Below are 15,012 nucleotides of genomic sequence, written 5' to 3'. Positions count from 1 at the left end.
AGAAGCGGAGAAGATGAAATATGAAAAAGTTATGGTTAAATAGTTTACTACTATCACTCATCCTGGTTGTTTTCGCAGGGTGCAGCAATGGGGAAGGGGAAACATCCACAAAGGAAGTTAAGTCTGATAATGAGTCTTATTCTGTGACCGATGACAGGGGCGAAGAGATTAGCTTTGAGAAAGTACCGGAAACCGTTATTTCCTTACAGCCGAGTAACACAGAGATTCTCTTTGCAATAGGAGCTGGGGATAAGGTAGTCGGGGCAACTGAATTCGACAACTATCCTGAAGAAGCGAAAAAGATTAAAAGAGTATCGGATTCCATGACGGTCAATGCTGAAGAGGTCATTGCGCTAAAGCCAGATGCTGTCATTGCGTATACTACTGGAGATGATGCCGGAGTGAAGCAGCTTGAAGAGGCGGGATTAAACGTATTCGTTATTCAATCTGCCCAAACCTTTGAAGATGTTTATGGGGATATTGAACAGATTGCAACGGTAATGGGAGTAGAGAAGAAGGGGGACGAATTGGTAGATGGCATCAAGCAACAGATTTCAGATGTGAAAGGAAAAGTAAGTACGTTAAAGGAAAGAGAACAAGTATATTTTGAAATCAGTCCCTCCCCGGATATCTATACAGCAGGAGCAGAAACGTTTCAGCAAGAAATACTGGAAACGGCTGGGGTCGAGAACATTTTTGTAGACCAAAAAGGCTGGGTGAAAGTAGGCGAAGAAGAAATCATTAAACGGAATCCTAATATGATTTTAACGACAGTGGGGTATGTCGACGAGCCGACAGCTGAAATCAAGTCCCGGGAAAGCTGGAAAGATGTAAAGGCAGTGAAAAATGATCAGGTTCATTTCCTGGATTCAGATATTATGTCAAGACCGGGACCACGTATTGGAGAAGCCGTTCTGCTAACTGCAAAAACGGTGTATCCGGATTTATTTTCTGAATAAAGTAGGATATTAGATTGGAGAAGACAGTGATTTGTATGTGGAATCATTGTCTTTTTTATCTCAAGTTATACAATTTTCGAGCCATTATGATAAAGTAAACGTAACAATATCGCGATAGGGGAAATCAACATGAGCAAACTGGAAGTCATTGTCTTGAATGAGAAAGATGCCAAAATTGCAGAAGCATCCGGAGCAGATCGACTTGAATTGGTATCTGACATACACGAGGGAGGATTAACTCCTGAATATCAAATGATAGAAAACGTATTGAGGGCTGTATCGATTCCTGTTCAGGTTATGATTCGTTTACATAGTAAATCTTTCTCGTATGATGCCGAAGAATTGCACATCATGATGGACCAAGTAAAAACCATAAATGAAATAGGGGCCACTGGCATCGTTTTTGGTGCTTTATCCAAGGAAGGGAAACTTGATTCCCATGCTTTAAAGGAAATCGTACAAACTGCGAAGGGTCAATCGATTACTTATCATCGGGCTATCGATGTGTCTTGTGGTCCATTAGACTTATGCAAAGAATTATTCCAATCAGGTTTGAACGTTGATCGAATCCTAACATCTGGAGGAAAACCTGAAGTGACCGGGGGGCTGGACATGATTAGTGCAATGAGGGAAATAGAAAAGGTGGGCGGCCCCATTATCATGCCTGGATCAGGGTTGACCGTGGAAAATATAGGAGAAATACACAATAAGCTAAAAGCACGGGAATATCATGTTGGATCAGGTGTTCGTAAAGACGGGAGCTATGACTTAGGAATAGACCCTGAAAAGGTAATGAAAATCAAACGGGTGATCACATCATAATTTGATTTGTTACTATAAGACTATTTGAAAAAAGAAGGAATTATGGTAAAAATAGTATGTAATACAACATAATAATATCAATATTTCTACTAGGGGAGTCCGATACATTGCTTGGACTGAGAGAAGAACGCATAAGTTCTTTGACCCTTTGAACCTGATCTGGATGATACCAGCGTAGGGAAGTAGTACGGATGCGTTTTTTCTGTATTTTAGCGCATACTACTTTTTGACATTTCGGGTTCTGATTATTCAGGACCCTTTTTTGTGTCTTCATGTCCTTTTTTATGAACAATGGGGAATGCCTGGCGCAGTAACTTCTAAGATCCAATCAAAAGGAGGAGAAGTTAAGTGGCAATCGAGTTGAAATCGCAATTTACAAACAGTAAAAAAGTATATGTTGGTGGATCAAGGCCTGACATAAATGTACCAGTGAGAGAAATTGAACTGAGTAGGACGAATGTTACCTTGGGTGTGGAAGAGAATGAACCGGTTCGTGTATATGATACAAGCGGACCTTATACAGATGAGAATTACCAAGTCGATATTAATAAAGGATTACCTTCCGTTCGCACAGAGTGGATCCTGGAACGTCAGGATGTCGGGGCTTACCCGGGACGTGAAATCGAACCGGAAGATAACGGTTATAAAGGAAAAGATCCTCGTGCAAACGTAGAGTCGTTCCCTACTATCCAACGTACACCGATGCGGGCAAAACCGGGTCGTAATGTGACTCAAATGCATTATGCGAAAAAAGGAATCATTACACCGGAAATGGAGTTCATCGCTATCCGGGAAAATGTTGAACCCTCATTTGTCAGAGAAGAAGTAGCAAATGGCAGGGCCATCATTCCTGCTAATATTAATCATCCTGAATGTGAACCGATGATCATCGGTCGTCACTTTCATGTGAAAATAAACGCGAATATCGGAAACTCGGCCGTGTCATCTTCCGTTGAAGAAGAAGTGGAGAAAATGACGTGGGCAACTCGTTGGGGTGCCGATACAATAATGGACTTATCAACAGGAAAAAACATTCATACAACAAGGGAGTGGGTCATTCGAAACTCTCCTGTCCCTGTAGGTACAGTACCGATTTATCAAGCACTTGAAAAGGTTAACGGGATTGCAGAAAATCTTACATGGGATGTGTACAGGGATACATTGATCGAACAGGCGGAGCAGGGGGTTGATTATTTCACCATTCATGCAGGTGTATTATTGCGGTTTATTCATCTGACGGCTACTCGCACAACAGGCATCGTCTCCCGTGGAGGTTCAATCATGGCACAATGGTGTCTTGCCCATCATAAGGAGAACTTCCTTTATTCACACTTTGAAGATATATGTAAGATTTTAAAAGCCTATGATATCTCCGTTTCGTTAGGAGATGGATTAAGGCCGGGGTCAATAGCCGACGCAAATGATGAAGCACAATTTGCAGAGCTTGAAACATTAGGTGAGCTAACCAAAATTGCTTGGAAGCATGATGTACAGGTGATGATTGAAGGACCTGGTCATGTACCGATGCATATGATTAAAGAAAATGTGGATAAGCAAATGGAAATCTGTCATGAAGCTCCTTTTTATACATTGGGTCCCTTAACGACAGATATTGCACCGGGGTATGATCACATTACTTCTGCCATAGGGGCTGCCATGATTGGCTGGTTTGGAACAGCCATGCTGTGCTATGTAACACCGAAAGAGCATCTGGGATTACCTAATAAAGATGATGTGAGAGAAGGTGTCATTGCTTATAAGATCGCAGCACATGCAGCAGATTTAGCGAAAGGGCATCCAGGGGCACAAATTAGAGATAATGCCGTTTCTAAGGCTCGGTTTGAATTTAGATGGAATGACCAGTTTAATTTATCCATGGATCCTGAGCGTGCAAGAGAGTTTCATGACGAAACTCTTCCTGCTGAGGGGGCAAAAACGGCCCACTTTTGTTCAATGTGTGGACCAAAGTTTTGTTCAATGAGAATTTCACACGATATCAGGGGCATGAAGGCAACCGATCTTGACGATGTCCAAAAGGATATAGAAAGAGGATTGATAGAAAAATCGAAGGAGTTTGTGGAAAATGGATCAAACATCTATCGATAAACCGAGCTGTCATGTACTCAAATTGAAGAATGATATCGTAACACTCAATCAGAGAATCATTCAACTCGAAAAAGAAGTGAAGAGCATTCAGGAAAACTGCAGGCATGTCTTCTATGAGACTGATGTAACAAGGTCTTGTATCAAATGTCATTATGTAGAAAGTACCTATTATTAGAAAAGTGTAAGTTATTGATTAAATTTCTTTTGACAGCTCATATGTACCGTGCTACGATTATTACAAATTTCGAAACAGTAGATGAATATGTATGTAACTCTTATTGAGAGAGGTGGAGGGACTGGCCCTGTGAAACCCGGCAACCATTCAACCGATGTGTTGAAAAGGTGCTAATTCCTGCAAAGCAAATTGCTTTGGAAAATAAGAGAGGATTCTAATAACATGAAACCCTCTCTATGGTAGTTAGAGAGGGTTTTTCGTTTTTATGAAAGAAAAATTTAATAGAAAAATGCAATAGGTGCTGAGTCATGCTCAGCTAAAAGGGAAGACCGGTGAAAATCCGGCACGGTCCCGCCACTGTGATGGGGAGTGACTTATCATTCAACCACTATTTCTGTTGAAATGGGAAGGGATAAGGAACTGTGAACCTAAGTCAGGAGACCTGCCTGTTGTATGCGCTTATGCTCTACGTGGATATAGAGAGGGGTGAGGAATACGTGTTGAGAATACAAGTTGGTCTCAACTCTAGTTAGTGATACGTATGAATCTCTCTTTCATTTGAAAGGGAGATTTTTTTGTTGATGACAATCAAATCAAGATAAGGAGTGAGGAATGAATGAGTAAGGTGATCAGTTCGAATTTAGGATATCCAAGGATCGGTGAAAAGCGTGAATGGAAAAAGACGCTGGAACAATTTTGGGCAGGGAAGATTGAAAAGGATTCCTTCTTAGAGCAAATGGAGGAAATACGAGTCAACCATTTGAAGAAGCAATTAGATCAGGGGATTGATTTAGTTCCGGTTGGAGATTTCAGCCTATATGATCATGTGCTTGATACAGCCGTCATGTTCGGTTTGGTTCCCAAGAGGTTTCATTATAGTGGGGGTAAGGTCTCTCTTGAAACGTATTTTGAAATGGCTAGAGGCTCAAAGGACGCGGTGGCATTAGAAATGACAAAATGGTTTAACACCAACTATCACTATCTCGTTCCTGAACTTGATGGGATCGTACCCCAGTTAGTGGAAAATCGTCCCCTGCATTTTTATAGAGAGGCAAAAGAAAAAACAGGGATAAAAGGGAAACCGGTTATCTTAGGTCCTTTCACTTTTGTGAAATTGTCTAAAGGGTACGAAACCGGGGATTATAAAACCCATGTTGATCAATTTGTCCCTCTTTATGCTGAAGTATTGCGTGAATTACAGGAAGAAGGTGTTGAGTGGGTACAGATGGATGAACCGATATTGTGCACATCCATCGGGGATGAGGAGATAAATCAATTCAAAGAAGTCTATCAAACACTTAAAGAATCCTGCCCCGGGTTAAAGATCATCCTTCAAACCTATTATGATAGTTTGGAAAGGTACCAGCGGGTGTTGACACTCCCGGTAGATGGCATAGGGATAGATTTTGTGTATGATCGAGGAGAAAATTTGGCTGCGCTGAAGAAATTTGGTTTTCCTAAGGATAAATTCTTGGCTGCCGGCATTCTTGATGGCAGGAATATTTGGAGAAGTAATCTTGCGGATACCCATTCACTTCTTTCGTTCATTGCAGGATATGTTCCAAGTGATCGGTTGATCATACAACCATCATGCAGTTTACTACATGTACCTGTAACCTTGCAGAATGAAGAAACACTTGGCCCCCCCCTCATTGACGCTCTATCATTTGCTGATGAGAAATTACATGAAATCACTGTTTTAACAAAGGGGATACGTAATGGAGCTGAATCAATAGAAGATGATATCGCTCAAAGTGTAACGGCGATTAAGAATTTAAATGAATCTCCGCTGCGTAATAATAGGGAGGTGGAGGAAGAGGTTGAAGAATTGCATCCCGACAATGTCGGGAGAAAGGATCCTTTCCAAGTTCGTAAACTGGAACAGGCCAAGTACTTTTCATTACCTTTTCTACCCACCACTACAATCGGCAGTTTTCCTCAAACCCAGGAAGTGAGAAGGCAAAGGTTGAAATGGAGGAAGGGAGAACTTTCTGATGGGGAGTATCAGCAATATATTCATGCAGAAATCAAACGTTGGGTTGAAATTCAGGAACAAATCGGCCTTGATGTGTTTGTACATGGTGAATTCGAGCGGACGGACATGGTTGAATTCTTTGGTGAAAAATTAGAAGGTTTTCAATTTACGAAGTATGGGTGGGTACAATCATACGGTTCCAGATGTGTGAAGCCACCACTCATATATGGTGATGTGAATTTTAAAGAACCCATGACCGTTAGAGAAACCGTATACGCTCAATCATTAACGGATAAACCGGTTAAAGGGATGTTAACGGGTCCTATCACAATTCTTAACTGGTCATTTGTTCGGAATGATGTATCACGTTATGAAGTAGCTAATCAAATCGCGCTTTCTCTCCAAAAAGAGATAGAGGAATTAGAAGCCAATGGAATTCGTATGATACAAGTCGATGAACCGGCACTTAGGGAAGGACTGCCTTTAAAAAATAAAAATTGGGAGCAATATCTTAAGGCTGCCGTTTACGCTTTCAAATTAGCCACTTCATCAGTACAGAACCAAACCCAGGTCCATACACATATGTGCTATTCGGATTTTGAAGACATTATAGATGCCATCAATGATCTGGATGCTGATGTCATCTCGATTGAAACATCAAGAAGTCATGGGGAATTAATCCATGTTTTTGAAGACAATACGTATGACAAAGGGATTGGTCTGGGGGTATATGACATACACAGCCCCCGGGTGCCGAAGCGTGAAGAATTAATCCGTAATATACATCGGGCTCTTGAAGTGCTGGATCCCCATTTATTCTGGGTCAACCCGGATTGTGGTTTGAAAACACGTGGAATTGATGAGACGGTATCAGCGCTTAAAACAATGGTGGAAGCGGCGGAACAAGTGCGTGAAGAGATGCTGCTTAAAAAGGAAAGTTAATAGACGGGAAACGGAGAGAAGTATGATCGAGTGTAGGTGATTACGTTCGATTGATTCCTTTTCAAAACGCAGGACGCAGTTGAAAAATTTGCGTCCTGCTCATAAGGAGAGAAAAGAAAATGCCATACATAGCCATAGGAAGAATCATTCAAGTATTTAATGAATATCAGCCAAATAGCACCATCCTGTATTTGGTGAGTGATAAGGGGATTGATGAGTTCCCCCAAGGGAGGATTTCATTAAAAACCGCTTTAGAATGGCAGGCAGAAGAGAAGATATGCAATGTCTATGCTCCCAGTTAAAGGAAGGGAGAAAAAAATAAGCTTCCCAAAATCCTTCGAATTGTGTTAACTTAATGTTATACATAGTTTACATACACAAGGGGGATTTGAAAGTGAACGGAGAAAAACTAAGGGTGATCATTCATTGTGCTATCTTTGCTGCGATTACGGGGATTTTCGCTCAGATTGAGATTCCACTGCCACTCGTTCCAATCAGTGGGCAAACATTAGCAGTAGGAATTACAGCGACAATTCTTGGAAGCCGATATGGAGCGTTTGCCATGATATGCTATGCAGCCCTGGGAGCAGTCGGTGTTCCTGTATTTGCAGGCTTCAGTGGAGGGGCACAGGTACTGGTCGGGCCTACGGGAGGCTATATATTCGGCTTTATCGTAGCGGCTTTCTTTACAGGCTTCATCCTTGAAAAAACCAAATTCACCATTCCAATGGCGATGATTGCCAATACAGTTGGAATGATCATTACGTTGATCCTGGGTACCATTCAACTGAAATTTGTAGCCGATCTTAGCTGGAATCAGGCAATGGCAGCAGGTGTATATCCATTTATCGTAGTTGGACTTATCAAAGCATTCCTGGCCAGCTGGATTGGGATCACTGTAAGACAACGATTGGTTCAGGCGAGGTTAATCGGGAATCGGAAAGCAGCTGCATAATGAAAAAGTTGACTCTTTTTTGGGAGTCAACTTTTTTATGACTAAAATTTATACAAAGACCAATATCCAATATCCTTGAATCCGATTCGCTTATAAATTTTTCCTGCTTCAGGATTATCATAGAATAAGCACAATTCTTTTCCTTCTTCTAGTACGTCTCGACAAAGCTTTGTCATGCACTCGGTCGCATATCCTTTTTTCTTATACTCAGGATGTGTACAGACAGCGACAATCATCGCAGACATACTGTTTTCGGCGGTTGTGGAAGCAGAAGAAACAAATTTCCCGTCTTCTTCTACGTAATAGCTTCTCGAAACTCCGGCTTCCATGCTATGTTTTCTTTTTTCTATAGAAAAATCGCCACCACTAAATTCAGGGATAGAGTTCAAAAGATCAACAAGTTTAGGTAAATCATTGAGGGTAGCCTGTTTAACATGAGGCAGGTCTTGTCGATCCATTGATTCCGTGCTGTCACATTTCGCATAGTGCATATGTCTTATTGATTTAATTTCTCTGGATAAAAAGGGTTCAACCTGCGTGACGATCCTTTTTAATCCGGAAACGATGCTGTAGTCTTCAGTCTCATTAATGATTGCGGCAAATCCTTCCGCATTAAATTCCCCCATGGAAAAAGGGATGAAGTTTTCTCTGTACTTAAGGAGGATTCCCCTCAATTTCCCTTCCGCATCAAAGTCGCCCCAGATTTTCTGAAAATCCTGTTCATACCCAAAGGCTTCAATATCCCCGATAATAAACAAATTCTCAGCCGGCTGCTGCTGAATGAGCTGCTGGCAAATATCATGATCCTGTTCCGTTAGCTGTCTGATCATCTTGTTCCCCCCTTGTAAATAATCATTATCATACCAAAATTAGAAATATTTAGTAAAGTATTATTTTTTGAGGTATTTCGATAACAGATAGTGCCAGTGAAAATGTCATTTGTATAAATTCATATGGACTAACAGAAGTTAAGAATAGGTGAAAAATTTTTCAGGTGAAATATCATGTGTAGTTTTAAATTCATCGAAATAGGGAATCTTAGCATCAAACACAGTTACTGGGAGGGAAACTCATGCTTTGGACCATTATTGGAATTCTTTTAGTCCTTTGGTTACTCGGATTGATTTTTAAAATCGGAGGAGCCATCATCCACGTTTTACTTGTTATTGCCATTGTTGTCTTTTTATTTAACAGAATCACCGGCCGTAAGAAAGGATTATAATGATAATAAAGATGCTGGGACAAAACTAAAAAACCACGAAATAAATACGAACAATAGAAGTGTAGGTTCTTCATACCGCTAATGATTTCCGTGCAAGACTACGCTTTCCGCGGGTAGCCCGTGAGCCTCCTCGGCAAGCCTGCGGGGTCTCACATAAGCTACTTTCCCGCAGGAGCTATTCCTGTGAGATAAGAATGTCACTATTGCATAAAAAAAGACCCTCCGTTATGATGCAGGTGCTAACCAATCGCTCATAACTAAGGAGGATCTTCACATGCATGATAATCGAAATCGACGTATTAATCAAATTTCTGAAACGACACTAGTTATTGGCATCGACATCGCCAAGCGCAACCACTATGCGTGCGCCGTAGATGAACGCGGACGTGAACTTAGGAAAAGCTTTGTCATTCGTCAATCGCTTAACGGCTTTGAAACCTTTTACGCGACTCTCATGAAGTTAATGGAGACACATGGTAAGAAAGAGGTCATCATAGGCTTTGAACCTACCGGTCATTACTGGATGAACCTCGCAGCTTTTCTAACGAATCAAGGCATCCCATTCGTCCTTGTTAATCCTCTGCACGTAAAACAATCCAAAGAGTTGGACGATAACCTGCAGAGTAAAAATGATTTAAAGGATGCCCGTGTCATCGCTAAGATGATGCCTCAAGGGTATTATAGTTTGCCAAGGGAAATGACGAAAATCGATTCAGAACTCCGCCGGGGGACGGCCTTTCGAGCCCGTTTAAAAGACCAATCGGCCTCCATTCAAAACCGCATCCGACGCTGGCTCGATCTTTACTTCCCTGAGTTTACCTCCGCAATCAAAGGGCTTGGTAAACAGGCTCAGGCTATCTTGAAATATGCGCCTTTACCGGAAGATCTCTTGATTTTCTCTCCCGAAGAACTGATTGGTTTTCTTCAGGAAAAGGGGATTCGCTATCTGTCGAAAAGGAAAGTAGAACGACTACTCCAAGTAGCGGAGTATTCAATTGGACTTCAAGACAGTCCGGAGATGGCGCGCATGGAAATCAGGATGTTACTTGATCAAATGTCCATGTATGAATCACAGATAAACTCGTTAACTGAAAATCTTATCGCTCTTGCCCGTGAGCTGACTGATTTTGATTACCTTTTGTCCATTCCTGGTATCAGCGAATCGACCGTTTTAGAGCTACTTTCCGAAACCGGTTCATTGAAACGTTATAAAGATCCACGCCAACTATTCAAACTCGCGGGACTTACACTCGTAACCAACTCATCCGGTGAATCAAAAGGCAGAAAAAGAATCTCTAAGCGAGGGAGGAGAAGGCTTCGGTCCCTATTATACAAAGCGATGTTGCCATTACTTCACGCCAATCCGGCCTTTAAGACACTTTATGAGTATTACAGTGAAAACCGAGAGAAGCCGGTAACGAAAAAAGAAGCACTTGTGATTCTTTGTCGCAAACTCCTTCAAATCTGTCACGGTCTTAGCCAGTATGAAACGAAATTTGATGCCGAACGAATGATACAAGATATGCCTTTTCTCGCTCCTTATAAAGCAGCATAAACTACTGATATAAAACGTAGTTCTTCTACAACCCAGACACTGAGAAGCCGGCCCATACACGACTTTCGACGATCTATTGATCAGTCCATGCAGGAGCATACGCCGGCCTCTGCGTTAGGGAAAGACCCAACGAAGGAATGTAGGCACAAGATGCCAGGAGATATGGGAGGGTGAGTCCACCTAATAAGCAGAGATCAAAAGTGCCCATAATGAATTTAAGGGAGATCCTTCCAGTCTCTTAACGCAACGCGTAAGTATATTTCCCTTTATTTTGAACAAATGAAAAATGAAGGGAATAAAACTGGTTAACGTCACGCAAAAAAAATTTTATAAAGAGAATAATACGGTTCAAAGCCCTGACATAATAACTTTTCCCGAGGGAGTCTTCGTCTTGCACTCCAATCAACCGCTGGAAACAGCTAAAATCAAATGATTCGAAAATAAATAATAAACCCGAACAAATCTGCCCACTAAGAAGCAGGTTTGTTCGGGTTTGACTTAGGATAAAAAACTTTTGTCCCAGCCTCTTTCCTACGATTAGTCAAGTACTAAATCATAAGTTGAAGGATTATTCACTATTATTTATGCATAGGAAATAAACCTCAGCTATTCATAATTTTAAACTGAGGATATTCATGGTATACTAAACTACATATTATTGGTCCATAGAGACCGCGTGCGAGTAATCGTACTTTGTATTGTTCCTGACCATGGAATATATACATTTTAGTAGCTTATTCATGCAAGCTACAGTGGCAACCTTATCCTTTTTGGAGATAGGTTGCTTTTTTAATTTGTAATAATAATCAACGATATGATTTGATCCTGCTTTTTGTTGGCGGATCATGTTCCGAACAATGAGATATAAAATTTTTCGTCCTTTAGGATTTCCTCGTTTATTAATATGATCTTGTCCTGCGTATTTTCCAGACTGATATCTTCGAATATCAATACCCACAAATGCGTTGACTTTTTTATGATTAGAAAAGCGAGAGAGGTCACCAAACTCACCGATAAAAAGTCCTGCGCTAATGTCACCCACCCCAGGGAGACTGATAAGTACTTCAAACTCAGGAAGCTTTTTTGCCTCGTTAATCAACTGGTTAGAAACGTGTTCTTTTTCCTCTAATAAACGGAGGAGTTGTTTTGCATAGTATTGAACTTTTGATGTTTGAATACTCGCTGAAGAAATAGCTGGATAGGATTCCTTGGCGTATTCTATTATTTGACTTGCCTTCTGTTTAGCACGATTTTCTGAAATTCTTTTCGTGGTACTTTTTTTCAAAAGGTTCTTGATTTTTGTTTGGCTCTTTTCTAAGACAAAGTCTGGATGAGGAAATAGGTCCATCAATGTTAAGGAGTAGGGTGTCATTTTACTCGAGAAAAAGTGTTCAAGCTCTGGAAAACTTAATTGTAGTGCATTATGCAAGTACATTCGCATACGTTTTTTTTCTTCCTCTATTTCCTGATAAAAGCGAGAAAGATCCCGGAGTCGACTATATATTTCTGGTTGTTGGATTTTTTCTACTCGGCAATTTTGTTGATGAACTTGTGCTAATTTGTGAGCATCATGCTTGTCCGTTTTCCAGCTTCTTAGAGTCCCTTGTTCTAGTTGTTTTTTTGCCTCAAGAGGGTTTAATAAAGAGTAGTGCAATTGGTTCTTTTGACAAAAGGTTTCAACTGGTTTTGAATAAATACCTGTTGATTCAAAAACAAGAATAGGTTCTTCAGAAAGGTTTCCGATCTCATCAAGCAGCGTTTGAAAACCAAACTTATTATGAAGAAATTCCCCTTCCGAAAGACAGGTTTGACCATCGTAAATCACTTTGTAGCTTTTCCCCATAGAAATATCTAAAGCAATTACTAATTCCAAATATTTTCCCTCTCTTCGTTGTCCTTTTGAAAGACCTTCACTTATTCATTTTGATTCTAATTTCCTATACACGAGCTCATGGCCCCAACATACTTAAACCTGATTCAAAAATGAAAGTGAAGAGGCTCGGTTTTTGATACGGATTCGAAATCCTTGAGGCTTTGGTCGAGCTTTCTTTCACTTCTCACTATAACTCTAAAAAGAAAAATAGTGGGTAAAGACATCCGTCGATGACTTTACCCACTAATCTTAGTATGTTTATTATATAGACTATTTAACGGCTGGTCCGCCTTTAAGTTCGATTTCAGATGGTACGTTTGAGAACTTCTTGAAGTTTTCGTTGAATTTGTGGGCAAGTTCTTTTGCCTTCACTTCATAGGCTGCTTCATTGGACCATGTTCTCTTTGGTTGAAGCACTTCGTCTGGAACACCAGGAACGTGAACTGGGATGTTCAGACCAAAGATGTCGTCCGTTTCTGTTTCAACGTGTGTCAGTTCCCCTTCAAGCGCTGCTTGAATCATAGCACGAGTGTAAGATAACTTCATGCGGTTACCAACACCGTATTCTCCACCGGTCCAACCAGTGTTCACTAAGAATACTTGAGCATTGTGCTCATCGATTTTCTTCCCAAGCATCTCAGCATAACGAGTTGCAGGGAGTGGCAGGAATGGTGAGCCAAAGCAAGTCGAGAATGTGGCTTGTGGTGAAGTGATTCCGCGCTCAGTACCTGCAAGCTTCGATGTATATCCGCTCAAGAAGTGATACATCGCTTGTTCTTTCGTCAGTTTGCTGATTGGAGGTAATACCCCGAATGCATCTGCGGTTAAGAATACAATGGTATTTGGATGTCCTGCAACACTTGGTTCAACGATGTTATCCATCGCTTGAAGAGGGTACGCAGCACGAGTATTCTCTGTTAAAGTGTTATCCTCATAATCAGCGATGCGGGAATTGTCATCGAGAACCACATTTTCAAGGACAGAACCGAAACGGATCGCATCAAAGATTTGTGGCTCCTTTTCACGTGTCAGACCGATACACTTAGCGTAGCAGCCACCTTCGATATTGAATACACCGTTTGGAGACCATCCGTGCTCATCATCGCCGATTAAACGACGGTTTGGATCTGCGGACAATGTCGTTTTTCCTGTGCCGGATAAACCGAAGAACAATGCCACATCTCCTTCACGTCCCACATTTGAAGAACAGTGCATGGAAAGGATATCTGATTCTGGAAGGACGTAGTTCATAACAGAGAAAATCGATTTCTTCATTTCACCTGCATACTCAGTTCCGCCAATTAAGACAATTCTTCTTTCAAATGATACAATGATAAATGTTTCAGAGTGAGTTCCGTCTACTGCTGGATCTGCCTTGAAGTTCGGCGCAGAAACGACGGTGAATTCTGATTGATGACCCTTAAGCTCTTCTCCTGTAGGGCGAATGAATAATTGGTGAGCGAAAAGATTATGCCAAGCGAATTCGTTGATCACTTGAATCGGTAGTCTATGTTTTGGGTCAGCACCTGCGAACCCTTTGAATGAAAATACTTCTTCTTTTTCTTTTAAGTAATCTAATACTTTTGTATATAATTTATCGAATGATTCTGAAGAGATTGGTTGATTGACAGAACCCCACTCAATCTTATCCTTCGTGGATGGTTCTTCTACAATGAATTTATCCTTAGGAGAGCGTCCTGTGTATTTACCAGTTTCTGCTCTGACTGCACCTGATGATGTTAAAACGCCTTCATTTCGTTGAAGGACTTTTTCAACTAGTTGGGAAACAGATAATTGTTCCTGAATGTTTTGACCGTTAAGTAATTCTGTTAATTCATTAGACATGCTCACTGAATTCATTAGAACCCTTCCTTTATATAAATTTAATGATCTCGTTTGCTTCACAAAAATAGTATAACACAATTGAACCATTAGTCTATACTATTTATTCATTTTTATAATGTGTCTTCATATTGTCACATTTTTCGTCCAAATATAGCTTGTATCTTCTTATATATATGAAAAAAATATCATAATGTTTAGCCTCATTGCCTAATTAGGTTATTTTATGAGGGCAAGATAGGTTGGAATCATGATAAGAGTAAGCTTGAATGGTTAAACATGTCACTTGAAAAAAAGTTGACACCCTTTGTACTAAACGTTATTATTGTTCCTTGAACGGATACTCTTATCCTGAGCTGGTGGAGGGAGCAGACCCTATGAAACCCAGCAACCTGCTAAATAGTGAATGGATTCTTTCTGTCTGAAAGATCCGATTAAGCGAAGGTGCTAAACTGAGGCAAGGTCTATGAACCTTGAACGATAAGAGAGAAAAGGCGCGGCTATGATCTGAAACCTTTCCTCTATTGCTTTAATCATGAGGAAGGGTTTTTTCTGTTTATAGTGGATCAAATGCACATAATGCATG

The 15,012-nt window shown here is 40.7% G+C and carries 12 protein-coding genes and 4 riboswitches; of the genes, 9 read left to right on the top strand and 3 right to left on the bottom strand.

Annotated elements, in window-relative coordinates; all coding sequences use genetic code 11:
- Nucleotides 1-20: 20 nt before the first annotated feature.
- From ACYH0O_RS19940 to ACYH0O_RS19910, 7 genes are all read left to right on the top strand, one after another.
- The gene (locus ACYH0O_RS19940; protein ID WP_482630056.1) at nt 21-959 is read left to right on the top strand and encodes an ABC transporter substrate-binding protein; all 939 of its coding nucleotides are present in this window, start codon (nt 21-23) and stop codon (nt 957-959) included.
- 129 nt (nt 960-1,088) lie between these two features.
- Nucleotides 1,089-1,781, top strand: a complete 693-nt coding sequence (locus tag ACYH0O_RS19935; protein ID WP_482630055.1) for a copper homeostasis protein CutC — start codon at nt 1,089-1,091, stop codon at nt 1,779-1,781.
- A gap of 81 nt (nt 1,782-1,862) precedes the next feature.
- Nucleotides 1,863-1,979: riboswitch (TPP riboswitch) on the top strand.
- Nucleotides 1,980-2,129: 150 nt separating this feature from the next.
- Nucleotides 2,130-3,887: a phosphomethylpyrimidine synthase ThiC gene (gene thiC, locus ACYH0O_RS19930; protein WP_482630054.1), complete on the top strand. Its 1,758-nt coding sequence runs from the start codon at nt 2,130-2,132 to the stop codon at nt 3,885-3,887.
- Nucleotides 3,865-4,062 (top strand): hypothetical protein, encoded by a 198-nt coding sequence (locus tag ACYH0O_RS19925; RefSeq protein ID WP_482630053.1) that lies wholly within the window; start codon nt 3,865-3,867, stop codon nt 4,060-4,062. Before thiC ends, ACYH0O_RS19925 begins: the two co-directional genes overlap by 23 nt.
- A 97-nt stretch (nt 4,063-4,159) precedes the next feature.
- Nucleotides 4,160-4,270, top strand: a riboswitch (SAM riboswitch).
- Between the two features lie 71 nt (nt 4,271-4,341).
- Nucleotides 4,342-4,526, top strand: a riboswitch (cobalamin riboswitch).
- A 152-nt stretch (nt 4,527-4,678) separates the two neighbouring features.
- Nucleotides 4,679-6,979 (top strand): 5-methyltetrahydropteroyltriglutamate--homocysteine S-methyltransferase, encoded by a 2,301-nt coding sequence (metE, locus tag ACYH0O_RS19920; RefSeq protein ID WP_482630052.1) that lies wholly within the window; start codon nt 4,679-4,681, stop codon nt 6,977-6,979.
- Between the two features lie 119 nt (nt 6,980-7,098).
- Nucleotides 7,099-7,281, top strand: coding sequence for a hypothetical protein (locus ACYH0O_RS19915; RefSeq protein ID WP_482630051.1), 183 nt, complete (start codon nt 7,099-7,101; stop codon nt 7,279-7,281).
- A gap of 86 nt (nt 7,282-7,367) precedes the next feature.
- A complete protein-coding gene (locus ACYH0O_RS19910; RefSeq protein ID WP_482630050.1) occupies nt 7,368-7,934 on the top strand; it encodes a biotin transporter BioY in 567 nt (188 codons plus the stop codon).
- Between the two features lie 41 nt (nt 7,935-7,975).
- Here the strand turns inward: ACYH0O_RS19910 and ACYH0O_RS19905 are convergent, their stop codons facing one another.
- Nucleotides 7,976-8,764, bottom strand: coding sequence for a GNAT family N-acetyltransferase (locus ACYH0O_RS19905; protein WP_482630049.1), 789 nt, complete (start codon nt 8,762-8,764; stop codon nt 7,976-7,978).
- A 242-nt stretch (nt 8,765-9,006) separates the two neighbouring features.
- Between ACYH0O_RS19905 and ACYH0O_RS19900 the strand changes: the two genes are divergently transcribed.
- Nucleotides 9,007-9,156: a lmo0937 family membrane protein gene (locus tag ACYH0O_RS19900; protein ID WP_113969836.1), complete on the top strand. Its 150-nt coding sequence runs from the start codon at nt 9,007-9,009 to the stop codon at nt 9,154-9,156.
- Nucleotides 9,157-9,430: 274 nt separating this feature from the next.
- Nucleotides 9,431-10,711 (top strand): IS110 family RNA-guided transposase, encoded by a 1,281-nt coding sequence (locus tag ACYH0O_RS19895; RefSeq protein WP_482629260.1) that lies wholly within the window; start codon nt 9,431-9,433, stop codon nt 10,709-10,711.
- A gap of 655 nt (nt 10,712-11,366) precedes the next feature.
- Here the strand turns inward: ACYH0O_RS19895 and ACYH0O_RS19890 are convergent.
- Nucleotides 11,367-12,584, bottom strand: coding sequence for an IS110 family RNA-guided transposase (locus ACYH0O_RS19890; RefSeq protein ID WP_482629122.1), 1,218 nt, complete (start codon nt 12,582-12,584; stop codon nt 11,367-11,369).
- Between the two features lie 270 nt (nt 12,585-12,854).
- On the bottom strand, nt 12,855-14,444 hold the full coding sequence (gene pckA / locus ACYH0O_RS19885) for a phosphoenolpyruvate carboxykinase (ATP) (RefSeq protein WP_149157055.1): 1,590 nt from the start codon (nt 14,442-14,444) through the stop codon (nt 12,855-12,857).
- A 325-nt stretch (nt 14,445-14,769) separates the two neighbouring features.
- A riboswitch (SAM riboswitch) is annotated at nt 14,770-14,913 on the top strand.
- The last annotated feature ends 99 nt before the right edge of the window (nt 14,914-15,012 follow it).

It is taken from the genome of Rossellomorea sp. H136 (genome assembly GCF_056838065.1).
The sequence above is the reverse complement of the archived record's forward strand: the minus strand, read 5'-3'. Positions and strand labels throughout refer to the sequence as shown.

Excerpts from the sequence above, each read along its gene's own strand:
- ACYH0O_RS19940 (WP_482630056.1), top strand. The coding sequence starts at position 21 with ATGAAAAAGTTATGGTTAAATAGTTTACTACTATCACTCATCCTGGTT.
- ACYH0O_RS19935 (WP_482630055.1), top strand. The coding sequence starts at position 1,089 with ATGAGCAAACTGGAAGTCATTGTCTTGAATGAGAAAGATGCCAAAATT.
- ACYH0O_RS19925 (WP_482630053.1), top strand. The coding sequence starts at position 3,865 with ATGGATCAAACATCTATCGATAAACCGAGCTGTCATGTACTCAAATTG.
- metE (WP_482630052.1), top strand. The coding sequence starts at position 4,679 with ATGAGTAAGGTGATCAGTTCGAATTTAGGATATCCAAGGATCGGTGAA.
- ACYH0O_RS19915 (WP_482630051.1), top strand. The coding sequence starts at position 7,099 with ATGCCATACATAGCCATAGGAAGAATCATTCAAGTATTTAATGAATAT.
- ACYH0O_RS19905 (WP_482630049.1), bottom strand. The coding sequence starts at position 8,764 with ATGATCAGACAGCTAACGGAACAGGATCATGATATTTGCCAGCAGCTC.
- ACYH0O_RS19900 (WP_113969836.1), top strand. The coding sequence starts at position 9,007 with ATGCTTTGGACCATTATTGGAATTCTTTTAGTCCTTTGGTTACTCGGA.
- ACYH0O_RS19895 (WP_482629260.1), top strand. The coding sequence starts at position 9,431 with ATGCATGATAATCGAAATCGACGTATTAATCAAATTTCTGAAACGACA.
- pckA (WP_149157055.1), bottom strand. The coding sequence starts at position 14,444 with ATGAATTCAGTGAGCATGTCTAATGAATTAACAGAATTACTTAACGGT.